Annotated in this window: 20 protein-coding genes; 16 read left to right on the forward strand and 4 right to left on the reverse strand. The window is 61.6% G+C overall.

Annotation, left to right across the window (positions count from 1 at the left end; all coding sequences use genetic code 11):
- The first annotated feature begins 63 nt into the window (after positions 1–63).
- The 8 genes from MOV76_RS09335 to MOV76_RS09370 all read left to right on the forward strand — a co-directional run bounded on the left by MOV76_RS09335 (position 64) and on the right by MOV76_RS09370 (position 10316).
- Positions 64–429 (forward strand): helix-turn-helix transcriptional regulator, encoded by a 366-nt coding sequence (locus MOV76_RS09335; protein WP_065276424.1) that lies wholly within the window; start codon positions 64–66, stop codon positions 427–429.
- 7 nt (positions 430–436) lie between these two features.
- Complete coding sequence (locus MOV76_RS09340; RefSeq protein ID WP_247264387.1) at positions 437–1066, forward strand: glutathione S-transferase family protein; 630 nt, start codon at positions 437–439, stop codon at positions 1064–1066.
- Positions 1067–1199: 133 nt separating this feature from the next.
- A complete protein-coding gene (locus MOV76_RS09345) occupies positions 1200–1787 on the forward strand; it encodes an ANTAR domain-containing response regulator (RefSeq protein ID WP_018241751.1) in 588 nt (195 codons plus the stop codon).
- 34 nt (positions 1788–1821) lie between these two features.
- The gene (locus MOV76_RS09350) at positions 1822–3102 is read left to right on the forward strand and encodes a CmpA/NrtA family ABC transporter substrate-binding protein (RefSeq protein ID WP_247264388.1); all 1281 of its coding nucleotides are present in this window, start codon (positions 1822–1824) and stop codon (positions 3100–3102) included.
- 480 nt (positions 3103–3582) lie between these two features.
- The gene (locus tag MOV76_RS09355; protein WP_018241749.1) at positions 3583–4851 is read left to right on the forward strand and encodes a nitrate/nitrite transporter; all 1269 of its coding nucleotides are present in this window, start codon (positions 3583–3585) and stop codon (positions 4849–4851) included.
- Positions 4852–4867: 16 nt separating this feature from the next.
- Positions 4868–7318 carry a nitrite reductase large subunit NirB gene (nirB, locus tag MOV76_RS09360; RefSeq protein ID WP_028732147.1) on the forward strand — a complete coding sequence of 817 codons (2451 nt, stop codon included), beginning with the start codon at positions 4868–4870 and terminating at the stop codon, positions 7316–7318.
- Between the two features lie 4 nt (positions 7319–7322).
- Complete coding sequence (gene nirD, locus MOV76_RS09365; protein ID WP_018241748.1) at positions 7323–7658, forward strand: nitrite reductase small subunit NirD; 336 nt, start codon at positions 7323–7325, stop codon at positions 7656–7658.
- Positions 7659–10316, forward strand: a complete 2658-nt coding sequence (locus MOV76_RS09370) for a nitrate reductase (RefSeq protein WP_247264389.1) — start codon at positions 7659–7661, stop codon at positions 10314–10316.
- Positions 10317–10353: 37 nt separating this feature from the next.
- Here the strand turns inward: MOV76_RS09370 and MOV76_RS09375 are convergent, their stop codons facing one another.
- Complete coding sequence (locus MOV76_RS09375) at positions 10354–11031, reverse strand: HAD family hydrolase (RefSeq protein WP_018241746.1); 678 nt, start codon at positions 11029–11031, stop codon at positions 10354–10356.
- Between the two features lie 118 nt (positions 11032–11149).
- Positions 11150–11467 (reverse strand): hypothetical protein, encoded by a 318-nt coding sequence (locus tag MOV76_RS09380; RefSeq protein ID WP_247264390.1) that lies wholly within the window; start codon positions 11465–11467, stop codon positions 11150–11152.
- A gap of 213 nt (positions 11468–11680) precedes the next feature.
- Between MOV76_RS09380 and MOV76_RS09385 the strand changes: the two genes are divergently transcribed.
- The 5 genes from MOV76_RS09385 (at position 11681) to MOV76_RS09405 (ending at position 17145) form a co-directional block, all read left to right on the forward strand.
- Entirely contained in the window at positions 11681–12007 is a 327-nt protein-coding gene (locus MOV76_RS09385; RefSeq protein ID WP_247264391.1) for a hypothetical protein, read from the forward strand.
- 154 nt (positions 12008–12161) lie between these two features.
- A complete protein-coding gene (locus MOV76_RS09390; protein ID WP_247264392.1) occupies positions 12162–13613 on the forward strand; it encodes a deoxyribodipyrimidine photo-lyase in 1452 nt (483 codons plus the stop codon).
- Positions 13610–14941: an NAD(P)/FAD-dependent oxidoreductase gene (locus tag MOV76_RS09395; protein WP_247264393.1), complete on the forward strand. Its 1332-nt coding sequence runs from the start codon at positions 13610–13612 to the stop codon at positions 14939–14941. The genes MOV76_RS09390 and MOV76_RS09395 overlap by 4 nt, the downstream gene beginning before the upstream one ends.
- Positions 14938–15792: a DUF1365 domain-containing protein gene (locus tag MOV76_RS09400; protein ID WP_247264394.1), complete on the forward strand. Its 855-nt coding sequence runs from the start codon at positions 14938–14940 to the stop codon at positions 15790–15792. The genes MOV76_RS09395 and MOV76_RS09400 overlap by 4 nt, the downstream gene beginning before the upstream one ends.
- A 93-nt stretch (positions 15793–15885) precedes the next feature.
- Complete coding sequence (locus MOV76_RS09405; protein WP_018241741.1) at positions 15886–17145, forward strand: cyclopropane-fatty-acyl-phospholipid synthase family protein; 1260 nt, start codon at positions 15886–15888, stop codon at positions 17143–17145.
- Here MOV76_RS09405 and MOV76_RS09410 read toward each other — a convergent pair whose 3' ends face one another.
- Together MOV76_RS09410 and MOV76_RS09415 are read right to left on the reverse strand one after the other, a co-directional pair.
- Positions 17146–17979 carry an SDR family NAD(P)-dependent oxidoreductase gene (locus tag MOV76_RS09410; RefSeq protein WP_018241740.1) on the reverse strand — a complete coding sequence of 278 codons (834 nt, stop codon included), beginning with the start codon at positions 17977–17979 and terminating at the stop codon, positions 17146–17148.
- Positions 17980–18078: 99 nt separating this feature from the next.
- Positions 18079–18738, reverse strand: coding sequence for a ChrR family anti-sigma-E factor (locus tag MOV76_RS09415; RefSeq protein ID WP_247264395.1), 660 nt, complete (start codon positions 18736–18738; stop codon positions 18079–18081).
- Positions 18739–18963: 225 nt separating this feature from the next.
- Here MOV76_RS09415 and MOV76_RS09420 point away from each other — a divergent pair, with 225 nt between their 5' ends.
- From MOV76_RS09420 to sseA, 3 genes are read left to right on the forward strand one after another with little or no spacing between them, the layout of a single operon-like run.
- Positions 18964–20001, forward strand: a complete 1038-nt coding sequence (locus MOV76_RS09420; RefSeq protein WP_018445696.1) for a cysteine synthase A — start codon at positions 18964–18966, stop codon at positions 19999–20001.
- Positions 20002–20007: 6 nt separating this feature from the next.
- Positions 20008–20745, forward strand: a complete 738-nt coding sequence (locus MOV76_RS09425; RefSeq protein ID WP_247264396.1) for an alanyl-tRNA editing protein — start codon at positions 20008–20010, stop codon at positions 20743–20745.
- 18 nt (positions 20746–20763) lie between these two features.
- The gene (gene sseA, locus MOV76_RS09430) at positions 20764–21633 is read left to right on the forward strand and encodes a 3-mercaptopyruvate sulfurtransferase (RefSeq protein WP_247264397.1); all 870 of its coding nucleotides are present in this window, start codon (positions 20764–20766) and stop codon (positions 21631–21633) included.
- Positions 21634–21637 lie beyond the last annotated feature (4 nt).

Below are 21637 nucleotides of genomic sequence, written 5' to 3' on the forward strand. Positions count from 1 at the left end.
GCAGGAGTTGAAAATTCGGCGCCGTCACTTTACTTTTTTATAGAACCTTCAAGGACGACACCGTTGACGAAGCCCGTTTCCTCAAGAGTCTGCCGCGATGTCGGCGCAGCCAGCGAATTGCTGAAGCTGATCGCCAATGCCAACCGCCTGGCGATCGTCTGCTATCTCATGGAGACGGAAGCCTCGGTCTCGGCGATGGAGGACGAACTCGGTATCCGCCAGCCGACGCTTTCCCAGCAGTTGAGCGAGCTTCGCGAGGCCGGTGTGATCGAAGGACGCCGCGACGGCAAGGCAATCGTCTATCGCGTCCTCGATCCGCGCGTCGAGACGATCGTGCAAACTCTGCGGGACATGTTCTCTGGCCTCGACGACGTCACCGGGCGCTTCGGAATGACGAAGCTGCCGGTCGACGAAATGATGTTCGATTGAACCTGGGATGATCGACCTCTATACCTGGATTACGCCGAACGGCCTGAAGGTTTCGATCGCGCTCGAGGAGTTCGGCCTTCCCTATCGCTCCCATGCGATCGATATCACCAAGGGAGATCAATTCCTGCAGGACTATCTCGTCATCAATCCGGGCGGCAAGATTCCTGTTATCATCGATCACGAGACCGGCATTACGCTTGCCGAATCCGGCGCCATCCTGCTCTACCTCGGCGAAAAGACCGGCCGCTTCCTGCCCCGGCAGGGTGCCGCCCGGCATCACACGATCGAATGGCTGATGTGGCAGATGGGCGGCTTCGGGCCGACGCTCGGCAACGCCCATTATTTCCTGACCTACAACAGCGGCGAAGCGCCATTCGCGGAGGATCTCTTTCGCAGGGACACCCGCCGCCTCTACGAGACGCTGAACGCGCGGCTCGAAGGCCGCGACTATCTCGTCGACGATTATTCCATCGCCGACATGGCGGTCTGGCCTTGGGTATCCCGTTTTAAGCGCCACGAGATCGACCTGAATGCATTCCCGAACGTCAAACGATGGTATCTCAGGCTTGCGGCGCGGCCACAGGTCAAGCGCGGCTATGATGTTCCGCATTTCACATCCGAAATACCGCAGCCCTGAAGACCTTGCCGACGTGGCGTATTGATCCAGCCCGAAAGTGCGGCAATTTGATTATTTTTTGCGCACACCTATTTGTGCACACTTTTCAGGCGAACGCCTTGCCAAAATTGCTGCAGTGCGTCATGAATAGACAATGACGCATCTCGATCTGACAATTCTGGTGATCGACGAAAATGCCATACGCGCCTCCATCATCGAAGAAGGACTGCGCGAGGCAGGGCATGTGCGCGTCACCGTGGTCCACGAGGTCAACGGCATCGCGCGAATCATCGAAACGCTGATGCCCGACGTGATCATCATCGATATCGAGAATCCCAACCGCGACATGATGGAGCATCTGTTCCAGCTGACGCGCACGGTCAGCCGCCCGATCGCCATGTTCGTCGATCGCTCCGACACGGCCTCGATCGAGGCTGCCGTCGATGCGGGCGTCTCGGCCTATATCGTCGACGGATTGAAGAAGGAACGCGTCAAACCGATCCTCGACATGGCCGTCAGCCGCTTCAATGCCTTCAACCGGCTACGGCGAGAGCTTGCCGATGCCCGCTCCGCGCTGGAGGAACGCAAGCTGGTCGAGCGCGCCAAGGGCATATTGATGAAGATGCGCGGCCTGTCGGAGGAAGAGGCTTTCGCCCTGCTGCGCCAGACAGCGATGAACGAAAAGAAGAAGATGTCGGAAATCGCCCAGAGCGTCGTCACTGCCGCTGGGCTGTTGATGTAATGGCCGACCTGATGAATTTCCGGAGGAAACCGGAGTGGATATGATGACAACGACCTCCAACTCCGGCGGCGAGCTGCCCTCGCCCGTGCGGGTGAACAACGAAGGACCGAAAGTGCTGCGGGCCGGTTTCATTCCGCTCGTCGATGCATCGGTGCTGATTGCCGCCGCAGAATTCGGCTTCGCGCGGAAGGAAGGCCTGACGCTCGATCTCGTCAAGGACGTCTCCTGGGCGAATGTGCGTGACCGCCTGGCATTCCGCCAGTTCGACATTGCCCACATGCTGTCGCCGATGCCCGTCGCCTCCATGCTCGGCCTCGGCTCCAATCCCTCACCGACGATCACGCCATTTTCGCTGGGGCGCGGCGGCAATGCGATCACGCTGTCGACGCGGTTCTTCGACAGGATGCGGAATGACGCGGGATTGCCGGAAACGGCAAGCGCGCTCGACAATGCCCGCGCCCTGGCAAAAACATTGGCGGCAATGAAGGCCCGCGGCGAGCCGCTGCCGACTTTCGGGGTCACCTATCCCTTCTCCTCGCACAATTACGAATTCCGCTACTGGCTGGCGGCCGGCGGCATCGACCCCGACAAGGACGTCAGGCTTGTCGTGGTGCCACCGCCCATGACTTCGGATGCGCTGGCAGCCGGTGCGATTGACGGTTTCTGCGTCGGCGCGCCGTGGAACATGGTCGCTTCAGAGCGCGGCGTCGGCCGCATCGTCGCCGCCAAACAGGATATCTGGCCGTCGGCACCGGAAAAGGTAATCGGCATGCGGCCGGACTGGGCGGAAAGCCATCCGGAAACCGTTTCCCGGCTGATCGTGGCCCTCGACGCGGCAGCCCGCTGGTGCGACCGGCCGGAAAATCACGACGCGCTGGCGGCAGCTCTAGCCGACCCGCGCTATATCGCTGCCCCCGTCGAGATTATTCGCCGTGTGCTCGCCGGCGAATTCAGCCTCGACGCAAAAGGTAACCGCCGCATCATCACCGATTATTTCATGTTCCATTCCGGCTTCGCCAATTATCCCCGGCCAAGCCATGCGCTCTGGATTTACAGCCAGATGATCCGCTGGGGACAGGCCGAGGTCAGCCTTAACATGGCAAGGGCCGCCGCATCCGCCTACCGCCCGGATCTCTACCGGACGGCTCTCGGCGACGGCAACGCACCCGACGATGCCGATATCCGCATCGAAGGCGGCGACGAGGGCGACCGCTTCATGGACGGCCACGTCTTCGACCCGGCTAGGTTGCCTGATTATGTCGCAGGCTTTGCCGTTAAAAGCGCCCTGCCCTTCATGTCCGACGACGAGGCCTGATTGACGCCGGCCTGCACAAAACGCCAGCAAGGATCTGCCTGCCTCACAACAAGCGCACAAAAGATTTGCACGACTGATGGCGGCCTGAAAAACATGCATCCGTCAGATTTTTGAATAATATGATTTATATTCAAGGGCTTGTACAAGTGACAACAAACTGGCACGCGGTTTGCATTGTCATTATTGCACCGGTCAATGGCGATCAGCGCAGAATGAGCGCGCGATAGGCGCTCATAGGAGACACAGAGGTTACCCTTCAGATCGAAGATGTAATCTAAGCTTGAGCAAGCCGGCATACGGATTGCTTCTAGGCAACAGGGCTAGAAGGCCCAAGAATTCGGCGTCCAACGGCGGGCGCCACCAGCAAAGCCGCTGATCAGGATATTTCGCGCACCTCGTGTATGCGCGTCCTGACCAGCGGCTTTTTGTTTTAACCCTCAGCGATGGATCGGCACGACCTTGTCGGGCCCCGGAGAAGTTATGTCTGTCATCGAGAAAGCACATCCCATGTCGGCCGGCGAACCAGCCAAAGCATTGTGGATCTCCACTGTAGCCTTCACCCTCTGTTTTGCCGTGTGGACGATCTTCGCGATCATCGGCATTCGCATCAAGCAGGATCTCGGGCTGAACGAGGCCGAGTTCGGATTGCTGGTCGGCACCCCCGTGCTGACCGGCTCGCTCGTGCGCATCGTCCTTGGCATCTGGACGGGGCGCTACGGTGGCCGTCTCGTTTACACGCTCACCATGCTGGCCGCCGCATTGGCGACCTTCCTGCTCTCCTACGCCCAGACTTATACGCAGATGTTGATCGCCGGCCTTGGCGTCGGCCTCGCCGGCGGCTCCTTCGCGGTCGGTGTCGCCTATGTCTCGCCTTTCTTCCCGGCTGAGAAGCAGGGAACCGCGCTCGGCATCTTCGGTGCCGGCAATGTCGGCGCGGCTGTGACCAAATTCGCGGCGCCTTTCGTGTTGCTCGCATGGGGCTGGCAGGCGGTTGCCGAGATCTGGGCCGTCTGTCTGGCACTGATGGCAATCGTCTTCTGGTTCACCACGACCGATGATCCGGCCTACCGTCTCCGCCGCGAACGCCGCGTCGCCACCAAGAGTTTTGCCGAGGAATTCGCGCCGCTGCAGAACGTTCAGGTCTGGCGCTTCTCGCTTTACTATTTCTTCGCCTTCGGCGGTTTCGTCGCCCTGTCGCTGTGGCTGCCGCGCTATCTGGTCGGCGTCTACGGCTTCCACCTGGAAACCGCCGGCATGATCGCGGCCGCCTACTCCATCCCGGGCAGCATCTTCCGCGCCTTCGGTGGCGTGCTGTCGGACAAGAAGGGCGCGCGCAGCGTGATGTATACGATGCTTGCCGTATCGGCCGTGGCCACCCTCATCCTTTCGCTGCCGGCTGCTTCTGGGGCCGGGACAGGTCCGGCCTTCGGTATCACCCCCGTCATCTTCATCGTCGTCATCTTCGTGCTCGGGTTCTTCATGAGCCTCGGCAAAGCTGCCGTCTACAAGCACATTCCGGCCTACTACCCAGAAAACGTAGGCGCAGTCGGCGGCATCGTCGGGATGATGGGCGGCCTTGGCGGCTTCATCCTTCCGATCGCCTTTGGCCTCCTCAAGGACATAACCGGCCTCTGGTCCAGCTGTTTCCTGCTGCTCTTCGCGATCGTCGTGATCTCTCTCATCTGGATGCACCTGTCCGTCAAGCAACTGTCGCGCCAAGGGCACTCGGCGCCCCTGGCTGCAACCTGATCAAGGACCTGGAAATATGACCGAAAAACTTGTCATCATCGGCAATGGCATGGCGCCCGGGCGCATGCTGGAGCACCTCTTCGAGCAGGCGCCGGGTCGCTATGAAGTTACGATCTTCAATGCCGAGCCGCGCGTCAATTACGACCGCATCATGCTGTCGCCGGTTCTCTCAGGAGAAAAGGACTACGAACAGATCATCATTCACGGCGACGGCTGGTATATCAAGCATGGCATCATGCTCTACAAGGGCCACAAGATCGTCAACATCGATCGCGCCGCCAAGACCGTCACCTCCGACCACGGCGTCACCGAAAGCTACGACAAGCTGGTGATCGCAACCGGTTCCGTGCCCTTCATCATTCCCGTTCCCGGCAAGGACCTGCCCGGCGTCATCACCTATCGCGATCTCGATGACGTGCAGGCGATGCTGCTTGCCGCTCAATCGCGCGAAAAGGCTGTCGTCATCGGCGGCGGTCTGCTTGGCCTGGAAGCGGCAGCCGGCCTTGCCCAGCGCGGCATGGACGTCACCGTATTGCACGTCATGCCGACGCTGATGGAACGCCAGCTCGACCCCGCCGCCGGCTACCTGCTGCAGAAGGCGGTCGAGGAACGCGGCATCAAGGTCATCTGCAAGGCCAATACCAAGGCGATCGTCGGCAACGGCAAGGTCGAGGGCATCGAGCTTGACGACGGCCGCATCATCCCGGCAACGCTGGTCGTCATGGCCGTCGGCATTCGCCCGAGTGTCGGCCTGGCGAAGGACGCCGGCATTGCAGTCAATCGCGGCATCGTCGTCGATGCCGGCATGCAGACCTCGGATGGCGACATTCTCGCGCTCGGCGAATGTGCCGAGGTCGGCGGCATGGTCTATGGCCTTGTTGCGCCACTCTATGAAATGGCCCGCATCGCCGCCGCGCATCTCTCCGGCGATCGCTCGCCCGCCTTTGTTCACGCGGATACGCCGACCAAGCTCAAGGTCACCGGCATCGAGCTTTATTCACTCGGCGACTTCGCCGACGGCGACGACCGCGAGGAGATCGTGCTGCGCGATGCCAGCGCCGGCGTCTACAAGCGCCTGGTGCTGAAGGACAACAAGATCATCGGCACCGTGCTTTACGGTGAGACCGCCGATGGTGCCTGGTTCAATGACCTGAAGAAGAAGGCAACCGATATTTCGGAGATGCGCGAGACGCTGATCTTCGGACAGGCCTATCAGGGAGGGTCGCCGCTGGACCCTATGGCGGCCGTTGCAGCCTTGCCGGATGACGCGGAGATCTGTGGCTGCAACGGCGTATGCAAGGGCAAAATCACCTCGACGATTTCGGGCAAAGGGCTGACGTCGCTCGACGACGTGCGCGCCCATACGAAGGCATCCGCCTCGTGCGGCTCCTGCACCGGCCTCGTCGAACAACTCATGGCACTGACGCTCGGCGACAGCTACAACCCGGCTGCGGTCCAGCCGATGTGCACCTGCACCGAACTCGGCCATGACGATGTCCGCCGCTTGATCAAGGCGAAGGGGTTGAAGAGCATCCCTGCCGTCATGCAGGAGCTCGAATGGAAGACTTCCTGCGGCTGCGCCAAATGTCGGCCGGCGCTCAACTACTACCTGGTCTGCGATTGGCCCGACGAATATGCCGACGACTACCAGTCGCGCTTCATCAATGAGCGCGTGCACGCCAACATCCAGAAGGACGGCACCTACTCCGTCGTTCCGCGGATGTGGGGTGGCGTCACCAATGCGAACGAGCTGCGCGCCATCGCCGATGTCGTCGATAAGTTCGAAATCCCGATGGTAAAGGTCACCGGCGGCCAGCGCATCGATCTGCTCGGCATCGAGAAGGAAGACCTGCCCGCCGTCTGGGCCGATCTCGGCAAGGCCGGCTTCGTCTCCGGCCAGGCCTATGCCAAGGGTCTGCGCACGGTGAAGACCTGCGTCGGCTCTGACTGGTGTCGCTTCGGCACGCAGGATTCCACCGGTCTCGGCATCCGCATCGAGAGGTTCATGTGGGGCTCCTGGACGCCGGCCAAACTGAAGATGGCCGTGTCCGGCTGCCCGCGCAACTGCGCGGAAGCAACCTGCAAGGACATCGGCGTGATCTGCGTGGATTCCGGTTTCGAGATCCATTTCGCCGGTGCAGCCGGTCTCGACATCAAGGGCACGGAGGTCCTTGGGCTTGTCCGGACCGAGGACGAGGCGCTGGAGCATATCGTGGCACTGACGCAGATGTACCGCGAGCAGGCCCGCTATCTCGAGCGGATCTACAAGTGGGCCAAGCGCGTCGGCCTGGAGGAAATCCGCCGCCAGATCATGGGCGATGCCGAAAAGCGCGAAGCCTATTACGAACGCTTCGTCTTCAGCCAAAAATTTGCCCAGGTCGATCCCTGGTCGGAGCGTGTCTCCGGCAAGGACAAGCACGAGTTCAAGCCGATGGCGACGATCGGCTATCCGCAGGCTGCAGAGTAAGGAGATGGATATGAACTGGATCGCAATCGGTGACATCTCCGATATCCCGCTACGCGGTGCGCGCTGCGTGAAGACGCCGCAGGGCAAGATTGCCGTCTTCCGCACGGCCGAAAACGAGGTCTTCGCCATCGAGGATCACTGCCCGCACAAGGGCGGCCCGCTCTCCCAGGGCATCGTCCACGCCAAGTCAGTCACCTGCCCGCTGCACAACTGGGTGATCTCGCTGGAAACAGGCAGGGCGCTCGGCGCCGACGAAGGCGAGGTCCGGACGATACCGGTGCTGAACGAAGACGGCCGGCTATTCATCGCCTTGGAAAGCCTGATGATGGCGGCGGAATAGATGGCGGCTGAGGTCAAAACCACCTGTCCCTATTGCGGCGTCGGCTGCGGCGTTCTGGCCACGATCGACGAGGCAGGCGCAGTCAGCGTCAAAGGAGATCCCGAGCATCCGGCGAATTTCGGGCGGCTCTGCTCGAAGGGTTCTGCCCTTGCCGAAACCATCGACCTCGATGGCCGGCTTCTCCACCCCGAGATCGCAGGCGAACGGAGCGACTGGGACGAGGCGCTTGATCTGGTCGCCCGGCGTTTTTCTGAAACGATCGCCGAACACGGGCCGGATTCGGTTGCCTTCTACGTCTCGGGCCAGTTGCTGACCGAGGATTACTACGTTGCCAACAAGCTGATGAAGGGCTTCATCGGTTCCGGCAATATCGACACCAATTCAAGGCTCTGCATGTCCTCCTCCGTGGCGGGGCATCGCCGCGCCTTCGGCGCCGATACGGTGCCTGGGACCTATGAGGATATCGAGCTTGCGGATCTGGTGATCCTGACCGGCTCCAATCTTGCCTGGTGTCATCCCGTCATCTACCAGCGGCTTGCCGCCGCAAAGACGGCGCGGCCAAACATGCGGATCGTCGTCATCGATCCGCGCCGGACGATGACCTGCGACATCGCCGACCTGCACCTCGCCATCCGTCCGGACGGCGACGTCGCGCTGTTCATGGGACTGCTTGCGCATCTCGCGACAAGTCCGGCAATCGACCAGAATTACATCGGCGCCCATACCGAAGGTTTCGCCGAAGCTTTTGCGGCTGCCGCCGCGCTTGATATCAACGATCTCCTGGAGCGGACTGGCCTGCCGGCCATGCAGATCAGGGAGTTCTTCCGCCTGTTCGAGACGACGCCGAAGGTCGTGACCTGCTACAGCCAGGGCGTCAACCAATCCTCCTCCGGCTCCGACAAGGTGAATGCAATCCTCAACTGCCACCTGGCGACCGGTCGCATTGGCCGTCCCGGCATGGGACCGTTCTCGCTGACCGGCCAGCCGAACGCCATGGGCGGGCGCGAGGTCGGCGGTCTCGCCAATATGCTTGCCGCCCATATGGCGATCGAGAATGCCGACGATCGGGATCGCGTGCAGCGCTTCTGGAACTCGCCCGTCATCGCCGCAAAGCCCGGCCTGAAGGCAGTCGACATGTTCCACGCCGTGGCCGACGGGCGCATCAAGGCGCTCTGGATCATGGCGACCAATCCCGTCGTCTCGATGCCGGATGCCGACAGCGTCGAAAGCGCGATCGCCGCCTGTCCCTTCGTCGTCGTGTCGGACATCCTCAAAGAGACGGACACGACCCGGCACGCAGATGTGCTTCTGCCCTCGCTCGGCTGGGGCGAGAAGGATGGCACCGTCACCAATTCCGAACGGCGCATTTCAAGGCAACGGCCGTTTCTCGACATTCCCGGCGATGCGAGGGCGGACTGGTGGCAGCTTGCAGAGGTCGGACGCCGCATGGGATTTGCTGGCGCCTTCGATTTTGATGCGCCGGACGCAATCTTTGCGGAGCATGCGGCGCTTTCGGCCTTCGAAAATAACGGCAGCCGCGATTTCGACATCGGCGCGCGCGCCGGCATGAGCGGCGGCGCCTATGAGGAGCTGTCGCCCTTTCAGTGGCCGCACGCCGCAGGGACCGCACCCAGCGTCACCCGCTTCTTTGCCGAGGGCGGTTTCTTCCATCCCGATGGCAAGGCGCGCTTCGTCGCGGTCAAACCGCCCGCAACCGATCGCACCAATGCCGAGTACCCCTTCACGCTGAATACCGGGCGCATCCGCGACCAGTGGCACACGATGACGCGAACCGGAAAAAGCGCGCGGCTTTCTGCCCATATCGCCGAACCTTTTGCGGAAATCCATCCGCGCGACGCGATCGAGACCGGTATATCAAGCGCGGGCCTCGTCGAAATCGACAGCCCACACGGCAAGGCAATCGTCAGGGCGCTGGTCACCGATCGCCAGGCACGCGGCGGCATCTTTGCGCCGATGCACTGGAACGACCAGTTCGCCGCAAGAGCGCGGATCGACGCCGTGGTCGCACCGATCACCGATCCTGTTTCCGGTCAGCCGGCATCGAAGAACGTTGCCGTCGCCGTCCGGCCGTTTCGCGCCACCCATTACGGTTTCGCCGTCTCCGCCACAAAGCCCGCCACGCCTGACGCCGCCTATTGGGCACTGGCAAAAGCCGCCGGCGGCTGGCGGCTGGAGCTTGCTTTCGGCGAAAACGTCGAAGACTGGACGGCCTGGTGCCGCGCGGTTTTCGCCATTCCGGCAGAGATCGAACCGCTTGGTTATGCCGACCGGCAATCCGGCGACCTGAGGCTCGCCTTCTTCGATGGCGAGGTCTTGCTTGCCGCGCTGTTTCTCGCCCGCGAGCCCGTCGCCGTCGCACGCAACTGGGCGATCTCGCAGCTTTCAGCCTCGCATGGCGACCTCAGGAAACGCTTTGCGCTCGTTGCAGGCCGTCCCGGCGCCGGCAGGCCGGATCCGGGCGCAACCGTCTGCTCCTGCTTCAGTGTCGGGGTCAACCAGATCGCTGCTGCCGTGCGCGGCGGATGTCACGGCGTCGAGGCGGTCGGCAAGGAAACGAGCGCTGGAACCAATTGCGGCTCCTGCCGCAGCGAAATCGGCAGGATCATCGATCGCTGTCTTGCCGCAGCCGCGGAATGAGACGTACAAAAGCAAGCAGGACGCAGCCGGAGCATTGTCAGGCCCTGTTCGGGACGATCAGCATCCTGTGTTCGGCGGCGATGCGGACCGAGACCTCGTCATAGGATGAGAGAGTCGGGTGCGGCGTCTCCATCTTGTGGTGATGTGTTGCCGTGATGACCATGACATCGGCACCCGCCGCCTCGCCGGCGGTGATGCCGGCTGCGACATCCTCGAACACCAGGCAATCCTGGGTGCTGACGCCGAGGCGCTCGGCTCCGAGAATATAACATTGCGGGTCGGGTTTTCCGACCTTGACGTCCTCAGCCGTCACCATAAATCTCGGCACCGGCAAGCCTGCTGCCTCCAGTCGCCGGTGAGCAAGGCGCAACGGCGAGGAGGTGACGATCGCCCAGCGATCCGGGGGCAATGAACTCAGAAAGGTCGCGGCGCCGGGAATGGCAACGACATCGCTGACATCGGCGATTTCAGCCTCGGTCACAAGTCTTGATTCATGTTCGGGATCGACGCCGGGCAAGTTCAGCCGGGTGATCGTGTCAATGCCGCGCGATCCATGCATCTTCGGCAAAAACGTGGCGACATCGAGCCCATGGCGCCTTGCCCAGTCACTCCATGCACGCTCGGCCGCATGGATCGAATTGAGGATGGTGCCGTCCATATCGAACAGGAAGGCGGCATAGGGCTTCTCGAAGCCGCGGGGCATCGGCATAGACAAAAGGCTGAATCCTTCAGGGAAAGAGTCGAACGGTGGTCGCTGTCTCGATGAAACGGCAAATCATGGCGTTTTGCAAGCTTTCGGGAGGATGGCGGTGACGCCTTCCAAACGCCTTCGCCTAGAAGGCCGCCGTACCCGAGGTGACGATCAAGTCGCAGGAAAGCCGGAGGCCAATCGGGTCGTGGCAGAGGTCATCGGCACCATCGGCGAGTTCCAGTGCGGCCGAAGCATCGGCGCGCAGGTAGGCTTGCGTAGCCGGATCGACGCGCATCGGTGCGGCGGTCCAGAGCGAGGGACGGCTGACGTCGATTGCGGAAATTTTAGCCTTGTCATTCCTGACGGCGTAGGAGGCGACCGCCATGCCACTCATCGTTAGGGTGAGCACAAGTGCGATCTGGAGACCGAGATCTGCGGCTTCGCGAAAGGAGATGAACATAGCGGCCTCATGCCACGGTTTTTTAGTATCTCCGCATGCAAGTAGGACATGCGCCGGCGCCGATCCAGCGACATCGCCCGTTAAGGTTTACGCATAACCATGCCGGGTACGCAGCGAGGCTTGAATGCATGTTTTCGGCAAATTTCGGAACAATGATTCCATCATCCAGTTACCCCTGGGTCATCCAAGATGAAAATCCAGGGAGGATATCCCATGTCTAAGTCCCTTATCGCCGCTTCGCTGCTTGCGATCGGCATGGCATCGTCAGCCTTTGCCCAGTCGAACCCCGATCCAATCGGGCCGACGAATGGCGGCTCGACTGATCCGAATTCGGGTACCTATTCATCCGACTACACCAACGATGACAACGGCATTCGTCCGGTACCTGTCTCGCCGGTCGATCCGACGACGACACAGAGCATCAGCCAGCCGAGGACGATGGAATGCCCCGGCATGCCGCAACAGATGTCCGGCGTCGACACGCGCGGTGGCCAGAGCGGCGCATCGATCAGCGAAGCCTGCCGCGAATACGACAACTAACCGACAGACTGCCGCTCTCACAAAAGGCCGGTTCACGCCGGCCTTTTTTAATGTCGCGAAGGCTATGAAAAGCTTTTCCGCCGGATGAAACTTTTGATCCGCGCGCTCCGTACATCCGTAGCAGATTGAAAAGAACACGAACGGAACGGCTTCATTGGCAAAGGACACCGCAAAACCTGTTATCCTCTGGTTTCGCAAGGACTTGCGCCTTGACGACAACCGGGCTCTCGATGCCGCCTATCGCTCCGGGCGTCCTATCATCCCCCTCCATATAAGCGAGCCGGAGGCAGCAGGCACCGGTCCGCTGGGCGCTGCGCAGGCCTGGTGGCTGCATCATTCGCTGGAAGCGCTCGACAGATCGCTGCGCAAGCGGAGAAGTCGGCTGGTGCTGGCAAGCGGCGAGGCGCTCGAAGTGCTCCGCGCCTTCAGCAGGGAGAGCGGGGCCGAAGCCGTCTTTTGGAACCGGCGCTACGATCCAGCCGGCATCTCCATCGACGTCCGTATCAAGCACGAATTGGAAAAGCAGGCGATCGAGGCAAGAAGCTTTGCGGGCCAGTTGCTGCACGAACCTTCCCGGCTGATGACCGGCAACGGCACGCCCTATCGCGTCTACACGCCATTCTGGCGCGCGCTGGAGGGCGGCGGCGAACCGGAGCCGCCGCTGGAGGCGCCGGCAAAACTGCGGCTTGCGTCGCAACTTCCGAAATCAGAAGCGCTGGAGAGCTGGAAGCTGCTCCCGACGAAACCGGACTGGGCGGGCGATTTTACCGATCTCTGGACACCCGGCGAAGAGGGCGCGCATGAGAAGCTGCGTGCCTTCATCGAAGACGCGCTCGACGGCTACAAGGAAAACCGAGACTATCCTGCGAGACCCGCGACGTCGATGCTGTCGCCACACCTGGCGTTCGGCGAGATCTCCCCTGCCCGCATCTGGGCTGCCACACGCGGCCTGTCGAAACGGGTGGCAGCGGCCGATGTCGTGCATTTTCGCAAGGAGATCGCCTGGCGCGAATTCTCCTATCACCTGCTTTTCCACTTCCCGCGTCTTGCCTCGAACAACTGGAACGAGCGTTTCGACGGCTTCGAATGGCGCAACGACGACGACGATTTCAGGGCGTGGCGCCGCGGCATGACCGGCTATCCGATCATTGATGCCGGCATGCGCCAGCTCTGGCGCCATGGCTGGATGCACAATCGCGTGCGCATGATCGTCGCCTCCTTCCTCATCAAGGATCTGATGATCGACTGGCGCCGGGGCGAAGCCTGGTTCCGGGATACGCTTGTCGATGCCGATCCCGCCAACAATGCGGCAAGCTGGCAATGGGTGGCGGGCTCGGGAGCTGACGCCTCGCCGTTTTTCCGCATCTTCAATCCGGTGCTGCAGGGTGAAAAATTCGATCCCGACGGCAACTATGTCAGGAGCTATGTGCCGGAGCTTCGAGAGCTCGGGGCAAAATACATCCACCGGCCGTTCGAGGCGCCGAGGAGCCTGCTCGACGAGGCCGGCATCGCGCTTGGCCAGACCTATCCGAAACCGATCGTCGATCACGCACTCGCCCGCAACCGGGCGCTCGCCGCCTACAATGCCACGAGGGATGCCGCATGAACGCGCACTTCCGTCCAGCTCCCCGCCGGCTGAAGATCGCCGTCATCGGCTCCGGCATCTCGGGCGCCTCCGCAGCCTGGGCGCTGTGTCAGGTGCACGACGTTACGCTTTATGAGAGCCAAGCACGGGCCGGAGGCCATACAGCGACGGTCGACGTCGATTACGACGGGGTTCAAATTGCGGTCGATACCGGCTTCATCGTCTATAACGAACAGAATTACCCCAACCTGACGGCGCTGTTTGCCGAGCTCGGCATCGCGACACACGCAAGCGATATGAGCTTTTCGCTCTCGCTCGATCGCGGCAGGCTGGAATGGAGCGGCGGCGGGCTATCCTCGATCTTTGCGCAAAAGCGCAACCTGCTGCGGCCATCGTTTCTCTGGATGATCCGCGAGATCCTGCGCTTCAATCGCAGCTGCCTCGAAGATCGCGCCGCCGGCCATCTCGCCTCGCGCTCGATCGGCGATTATCTCGACTGGCGCGGCTTCTCGCCCGGATTCACCAACAACTATCTCGTGCCGATGGCGGCGGCGATCTGGTCGACACCATCAACCCGCATGCTGCAGTTTCCCGCCGAGCATTTCGTCAATTTCTTCGACAATCACCGGCTGATCTATCGCCGACAGCACCAGTGGCGCACAGTGACCGGCGGCAGCCGCACCTATCTCGACCGGCTGCTGCGGCCGCTCGGCGAACGCGTGAAACTTTCGTGCGGCGTGCGCAGCGTCATCCGCTCCGAGCGCGGCGTCACGATCATCGACGAGACGGGGATCGAACACCCGTTCGATAAGGTGATTTTCGCCTGCCACAGCGATCAGACAACCCGCCTGCTCGCCGATGCCACCGATCGGGAAAGCAGGCTGCTCGCCGCCATCCCCTATCAGCCGAACCGCGTCGTCCTGCACCGCGACCAATCGCTGATGCCGCAGCGGCGCAGGGTTTGGGCCTCGTGGAACTATCTCCGTTCAAGCCGTGAAGATGGAAAGGCCGAAGTCGCCGTGACTTACTGGATGAACCGGCTGCAGGGCATCGACGATAAATTCCCGCTATTCGTGACCCTCAATCCCGACCGCGAGCCGGAACGTTGCAAAGTGTTTGCCGAATTCACCTACGAGCATCCGCAATTCTCGGCGGACGCCATGGCCGCACAACAGGCGCTCGCCGTCATTCAGGGAGAGAACCATTGCCATTTCGCAGGTGCCTGGACGGGGTACGGTTTCCATGAAGATGGCCTCGTTTCCGGTCTGGCTGCGGCAGAGGCCTTGGGCGGGATCATACCCTGGCGGATTGCCCGAACCTCGGAACCTCAACCGGACGTGGCGGCATGACAGGACGCGGCAAAAAAAGGCGTGGCATGAATGCGGCGGCCAACGGCGCTCCACCGGATGCCGCCGCAGCACTCTATGTCGGCGAGATCATGCATCAACGCATGAAACCGTTCGGCCATCGCTTCCGTTACCGTGTCTTCTCGCTGCTTGTCGATCTCGACAGACTGGACGAGGCCGGCGAGTTATCGGTGCTGTTTTCCGTCAATAGGCCCAATCTCATCTCGTTTTACGAGAGGGACCATGCCGATACCAGAGACACATCACTTCGTGCCTATGCCGACCGGCTGCTCGCCAAGGCGGGGCTCGACCGCGCGGACAGGATCCTGCTCGTCTGTTATCCCCGAATTCTCGGCTATGTCTTCAATCCGCTCTCAGTCTATCACGCCTATGATGCCGGTGGCGCAGTCGTCGCGATGATCTACGAGGTGCGCAATACTTTCGGGGAGCGGCACAGCTATATCTGCCCCGTCGGCCGTGGCGAGATGTCGGAAAGCGGGCTTCGCCAGAGCTGCGACAAGCTCTTCCACGTCTCACCCTTCATCGGCATGGCGGCGAGCTATCATTTCCGCATGCTGCCGCCCGGCGCCGAAATCCGCTGGCGCATCCTTGAAACCGATAATGAAGGACCGCTGCTCTCGGCGACGTTTTCCGGACGACAGGTGCCGTTGACCAGCGCCTTGCTGCTGGGGTTGACGGCGCGCATCCCCTGCCTCACCTTCAAGATCATCGCCGGCATCCATTGGGAAGCGTTGAAGTTGTGGCTGAAGGGCGCGCGCTACGTCCGGCGTCCTGCGCCCCCGCCTGAAGTCAGCGTCCGCCAGCCCCGCCCGCTTGCGGAAGCGGCGGAATGACATTAGCGTTCGATGCAATGGCCGGGGGGCGGCCGCGCGTATCATCAAGGGTGCTTCGTCCCTAACCGGCAGGAAAATGCTGGAGGAGGAGAAATGAGCAAGGCGCAGGACTGGAATCTGCTGGCTCGTGATGCAGTGACGCTGACGGCCGAAAACATGTCCCGCATGGTGAAGGGTCTGCCCTTCAAAGCAAAGCTGGCGCTGCGCGGACTTCTGCACATGCAGCACGGTTCGCTTGCCGTTACCCTTCCCGACGGCCGCAGGCTGCTGGTCGAGGGCAAGAAGGCCGGGCCAAAGGCGGCGCTCAGCCTCCACAACTGGAACCTTGCCTATCGGGCGCTGACGAGCGGCACGATCGGGGTCGCCGAAACCTATATGGACGGCGATTGGGACAGCCCGGACATCGCCGCCTTCCTCGAACTCTTCCTCGTCAATGGCGAGGCCGCGTTCAGCTATGCGCATGGCAAGGGCGGTCTTGGCCGCCTCTTCGAGCGCGTCCGCCATTGGATGAACACCAATACCAAAACGGGCTCGAAGCGCAACATTTCCGCCCACTACGATCTCGGCAACGATTTCTACAGGGAATGGCTCGATCCGAGCATGACCTATTCCTCAGCACTCTATTCCACCGGCGCCAACGATCTGCAATCGGCCCAGAACGCCAAATACCGGGCGCTTGCCGAGGCGACCGGCATCGGGCCCGGCGACCATGTGCTGGAGATCGGCTGCGGCTGGGGCGGTTTTGCCGAATTTGCCGCAAGCGAGCTGAAGTGCAAGGTGACAGGGCTGACGATCAGCCGCGAGCAGCTTGCCTTTGCCGAGGAGCGCATCCACAAGGCCGGCCTTGATGACCGCGTGGAATTCCGCTTCCAGGATTACCGCGATGAAGCAGGGCTCTACGACCGGATCGTTTCGATCGAGATGTTCGAAGCGGTCGGCGAAAAATACTGGCCGTCCTATTTCTCCAAGCTCAGGCAATGTCTAAAGCCGGGCGGCAAGGCTGGCCTGCAGATCATCACCATCCGGCCGGAATCCTTCGACCAGTATCGCAGCAACCCTGACTTCATCCAGAAATATGTCTTTCCAGGCGGCATGCTGCCGACGCGCAACCATCTGGCCGAACTCGCCGGCAAGGTCGATCTGTCGCTGGTCAAGGACTTCGGCTTCGGGCTCGACTACGCCCGCACGCTTGCCGAATGGCGCGAGCGTTTCTGGTCGGTCTGGGAGCGCATTCGCCCGATGGGCTTCGACGAGCGCTTCAAACGGCTCTGGGAATTCTATCTGTTCTATTGCGAGGCCGGCTTCCGCGCTCGCAATATCGATGTGCGCCAGGTCGTGTTTTCGCGTCGTTGATCATTCCGCCGCATGCGGCGTCACCGGATGGTGACCAGGCAATGGCGGCCGCTCCCGCCAGCCGGTCACGCGGTTCACCAGCGTGAAATAAGCGCCATAAGGGAGCAGGCGCGCGAGCTTCAGCATGGTGGTGAAGCGCTTCGGGAAAGTGATCTCGAAGGCCTGCGATTTCAATCCGGCAGCAATCTCCCGGGCGGCTTCCTCGACCGATACCAGGGCCGGCATCGGAAAGGCATTTTTCCTCGTCGCCGGCGTATCGACGAAGCCCGGGCTGACGAGCTGGATGCGGATGCCCATCTTGTCGAGATCGAATTTCAGGCTTTCGGCCATATTGATCAGCGCCGCCTTGGTGGCGCCATAGGCAGCCCCTGTCGGCAGACCGCCATAGCCGGTGACGGAGGAAACGATGGCGATCTGTCCCTGCCCTTTCGCCTTCATATGGCGGATCGCGGGCAACAGACAGTTGACGACGCCGGAAAGATTGACGGCAAAGCTCTTTTCGAAATCGCTGCGGTTCAGGTCTTCGGCGTGGACCGGCAGATAGACGCCGGCATTGAGGATCGCCATGGCGAGCGTCCCGTGCTCATATTCGATGGAGGCCATGACATGTTCCATGTCCTCTGCATCGGTGACGTCGCCGTCGAGAACGACAATGCTGCCGGAAAGGCCGCGGGCTTCGGTCTGCAGCTCCACCAGCTTTTCGTGACTTCTGGCGGTGACGGCGACCTTGTATCCTTCGGCGGCGAGCTTTAACGCAAGCGCCCGGCCAATGCCTGAACTCGCGCCTGAAATCCAGACGATTCCATGTTCGGGATGGGCAATGAAATCACGCATGACATGTTCCTCCGGGCCGCCTGATCAACACGAATACAGGTCCGGAAGTTTCTCTGCTCCTCCCGGATTTAGGGCTCTATCACACCATTGTGGCTGCTTTCAGCCGATCAGGTCGCCGATCATCTGACGAAAGGATCCGGTGAGCTTGACCGGCCCGTCCGAAACGGCAAAGGCGATGCAAGGCCTATCCTTTTCGGCGACCGGCCGGTGGTCGACCGTCTCGTCGGCAATGGAGATGTCGCCGGGACCGAAACGGCCGCGTTCATCGTTGAAGGCGCCGTCGAGGATGAGGATCAGTTCCATGCCTTTATGGGTGTGCGCCGGCAAGGCGCGGCCCGGCCGGATCCACATCAGGCTGACCTCGCAGCCGTCCATGTCGAGCGAATATTCCCTGAAACCGGGCAATCGCCGGCGCCAGGGCACATCCTCGGCCTCGAAGCCCAAGAGAGCACGCAACGCTTGAGGAAACAGCGCATTTTCCGGTCGCGTGGCCGTCTGCGCCGCCGGGACGGGAGATGCAGAGGAAAAGATCGCCGCAAGCCGCCCGTCGCGATCGGCAATGGCGACTTCAGGCGCGTTTTCCAGAGCTTCGCCTGCCAGCAGCTCGAGGCTGTTTACCAGGTTGCGATTGTCCGGTTTCATTTCGAGATGAGACTGCACCAGCACACGCGCCGGCTCAGGCAAGGAGCCGGCGACATAATGCGCCATCAATGCATCGATCGTGTCGATCTGCTCGTGAACCATCTCGGTTTCGGTCACGCCCTGTTGCCGCGCTCCGTTTTCGCTTTGTCGTCATCCGTACGGGGAAAGTCAATCTTCGGATCACCCCGCACACGGCGGGATTGCGGGGCCATAGTCATTTTGGGGAGGAAAGCCAAATTTTATCGCGTCCGACAGAGGTGTGGAATAGCTTTTCTTGCCAACTCAGCCTTGTGAAGGGAAAAGACCGTTCTTAAAGTAAGAGTTCGAATAGAGGCAGATTCCATGACCTTCCACCCCTCCGTCCTTGAAGCCATCGGCAACACGCCCCTGATCAAACTCAAGGGCGCCTCAGAGGTGACCGGCTGCACCATTCTCGGCAAGGCGGAGTTCCTGAACCCCGGCCAGTCGGTGAAGGATCGCGCCGCGCTCTACATCATCCGCGACGCAGAGCGGAAGGGATTGCTTCGTCCAGGCGGCGTCATCGTCGAGGGTACAGCCGGCAATACCGGCATCGGGCTGACGCTGGTCGCCAAGGCGCTCGGTTATCGCACCGTCATCGTCATCCCGGAAACGCAGAGCCAGGAAAAGAAAGACGCGCTGAAGCTGCTCGGCGCCGAACTCGTCGAAGTGCCCGCCGTTGCCTACAAGAACCCGAACAACTACGTGAAGGTGTCCGGGCGGCTCGCAGAGCAGCTGGCGAAGACCGAGCCGAACGGGGCGATCTGGGCAAACCAGTTCGACAACGTCGCCAACCGTCAGGCGCATATCGAAACGACCGCCAAGGAAATCTGGAAAGACACCGACGGTAAGGTCGACGGCTTCATCTGCTCGGTCGGCTCCGGCGGCACGCTGGCAGGCGTGGCTACCGGCCTCAAGGCTTTCAAATCTGACGTCAAGATCGGCATCGCCGATCCCGATGGCGCCGCTCTCTATGAATTCTACCAGAACGGCGCGCTGAAATCCGAGGGATCCTCGATCACCGAGGGCATTGGCCAGGGCCGCATCACCGCCAATCTCGAGGGTTTCACGCCTGACTATGCTTATCGGATCTCGGATGCCGAAGCGCTTCCCTATCTCTTCGACCTCGTCGAGAACGAGGGCCTCTGCCTTGGCGGCTCGACAGCGATCAACATTGCCGGCGCGGTCAATCTCGCCCGGGATCTTGGACCTGGTCACACGGTGGTGACGATCCTCTGCGATTACGGCAACCGCTATCAGTCTAAGCTCTTCAACCCGGATTTCCTTACCTCGAAGGGGCTGCCCGTTCCGGGCTGGATGGCCAAGTCGCCCGAAATCCACGTTCCCTACGAACCCGTGTGAAAACCCATGCCGGTCAATGCCCTCTATCGTGACGACTTCTATCTCTCGACGTGCGAGGCGGTCGTCACCGCCGTTCACGAAGACGGGGGCATCGAACTGGACCAGACCTGCTTCTATGCGACATCAGGTGGCCAGCCTGGTGACACCGGCCAGCTCGAACGTGCCGACGGCAGCAAGATCGCGCTCAGTCAGACGAAGCATGGTCCAAGCAAAGATATCATCATCCATGTGCCGCTCGAAAACGAGCCGCGGCCTGCGGTCGGCGAGACGCTGGTGTTGCATGTCGACTGGCCGCGCCGCTACAGGCTGATGCGCATGCACACCGCCTGCCACCTGCTTTCCGTCGTCTGCTCCTATCCGATCACCGGGGCTGCCGTCGGCGAGGAGGAGAGCCGCGTCGACTTCGACATGGCCGAAACGATCGACAAGGACGAGGTGACGACCAAACTGATGGAACTGGTCGAGCAGAATCATCCGGTCTATCTCCAATGGATCACCGACGAGGAGCTTACGGCCAATCCCGACATCGTCAAATCGAAGAACGTGCGCCCGCCGATGGGGCTCGGGCGCGTCAGCCTCGTCTGCATCGGCGAGAACTCCTCGATTGACAGCCAACCCTGCGGCGGCACACATGTCTCCGAGACTCAGGAAGTCGGCCGGATCCATATCGCCAAAATCGAGAAGAAGGGCAAAGAGAACCGGCGCTTCCGCATCCGCTTCGGCACGCCCGGCGACGAAGCCTGACCATTAAGGGAGACCATCATGAGTGAGACCAAGAGCCGTTTCGTCGTTTCGGCCGACTGGCTGCAGTCCGAGCTCGGCAAAGCTGACCTGCGCGTGCTGGACGCCTCCTTTTATCTACCGGCGCAGAAGCGCGATGCCGACGCCGAATATGCGGCCGGCCATATTCCCGGCGCCATCCGCTTCGATCAGGACAAGATCGCCGATCATTCAACGTCGCTGCCGCACACGATCCCCTCGCCCGATTATTTTGCCGCCGAAGTCGGCCGGCTCGGCATCAGCGAGAATGATCGGATCGTCGTTTATGACGGCATCGGCCTGTTCGCCTCGCCGCGCGTCTGGTGGCTGTTCCGGGTGATGGGCGCGAAAAACGTCTTCGTTCTCGACGGCGGTCTCGACGGCTGGAAGGCCGAGGGCCGTCCGCTAGAAACCGCAGCACCCAAGCATGCGCCGGTGACCTTTACGCCGAATTTCGATGAAAGCCGCGTGGTGACGCTCGATACGATGCGCGACATCGTCTCCAGCGCCGCGATGCAGATCGCCGATGCCCGCAGCGCCGGCCGCTTTGCAGCCGCCGAACCCGAACCGCGTGCCGGCATGCGCTCCGGCCATATGCCCGGCGCCCGCAGCCTGCCCTCCGGCGTCTTCGCCAACCAGGGCCGGTTCAAGTCGCTGCCCGAACTCAGGCAGACGATCGAGGACGCCGGCATCGATCTTTCAAAGCCTGTCGTCACGTCCTGCGGCTCGGGAATCACCGCCGCCATCATCACGCTGGCGCTGGAATCGCTCGGCCATCACGACAACAAGCTTTATGACGGCTCGTGGAGCGAATGGGGCAGCCGTGACGATACGCCCATCGTCACCGGTCCGCCGACGCCGGTCAAAGCCTGATCGC

The sequence above is a fragment of the Rhizobium sp. PRIMUS64 genome (genome assembly GCF_023006465.1).
Taxonomy (GTDB): domain Bacteria; phylum Pseudomonadota; class Alphaproteobacteria; order Rhizobiales; family Rhizobiaceae; genus Rhizobium; species Rhizobium leguminosarum.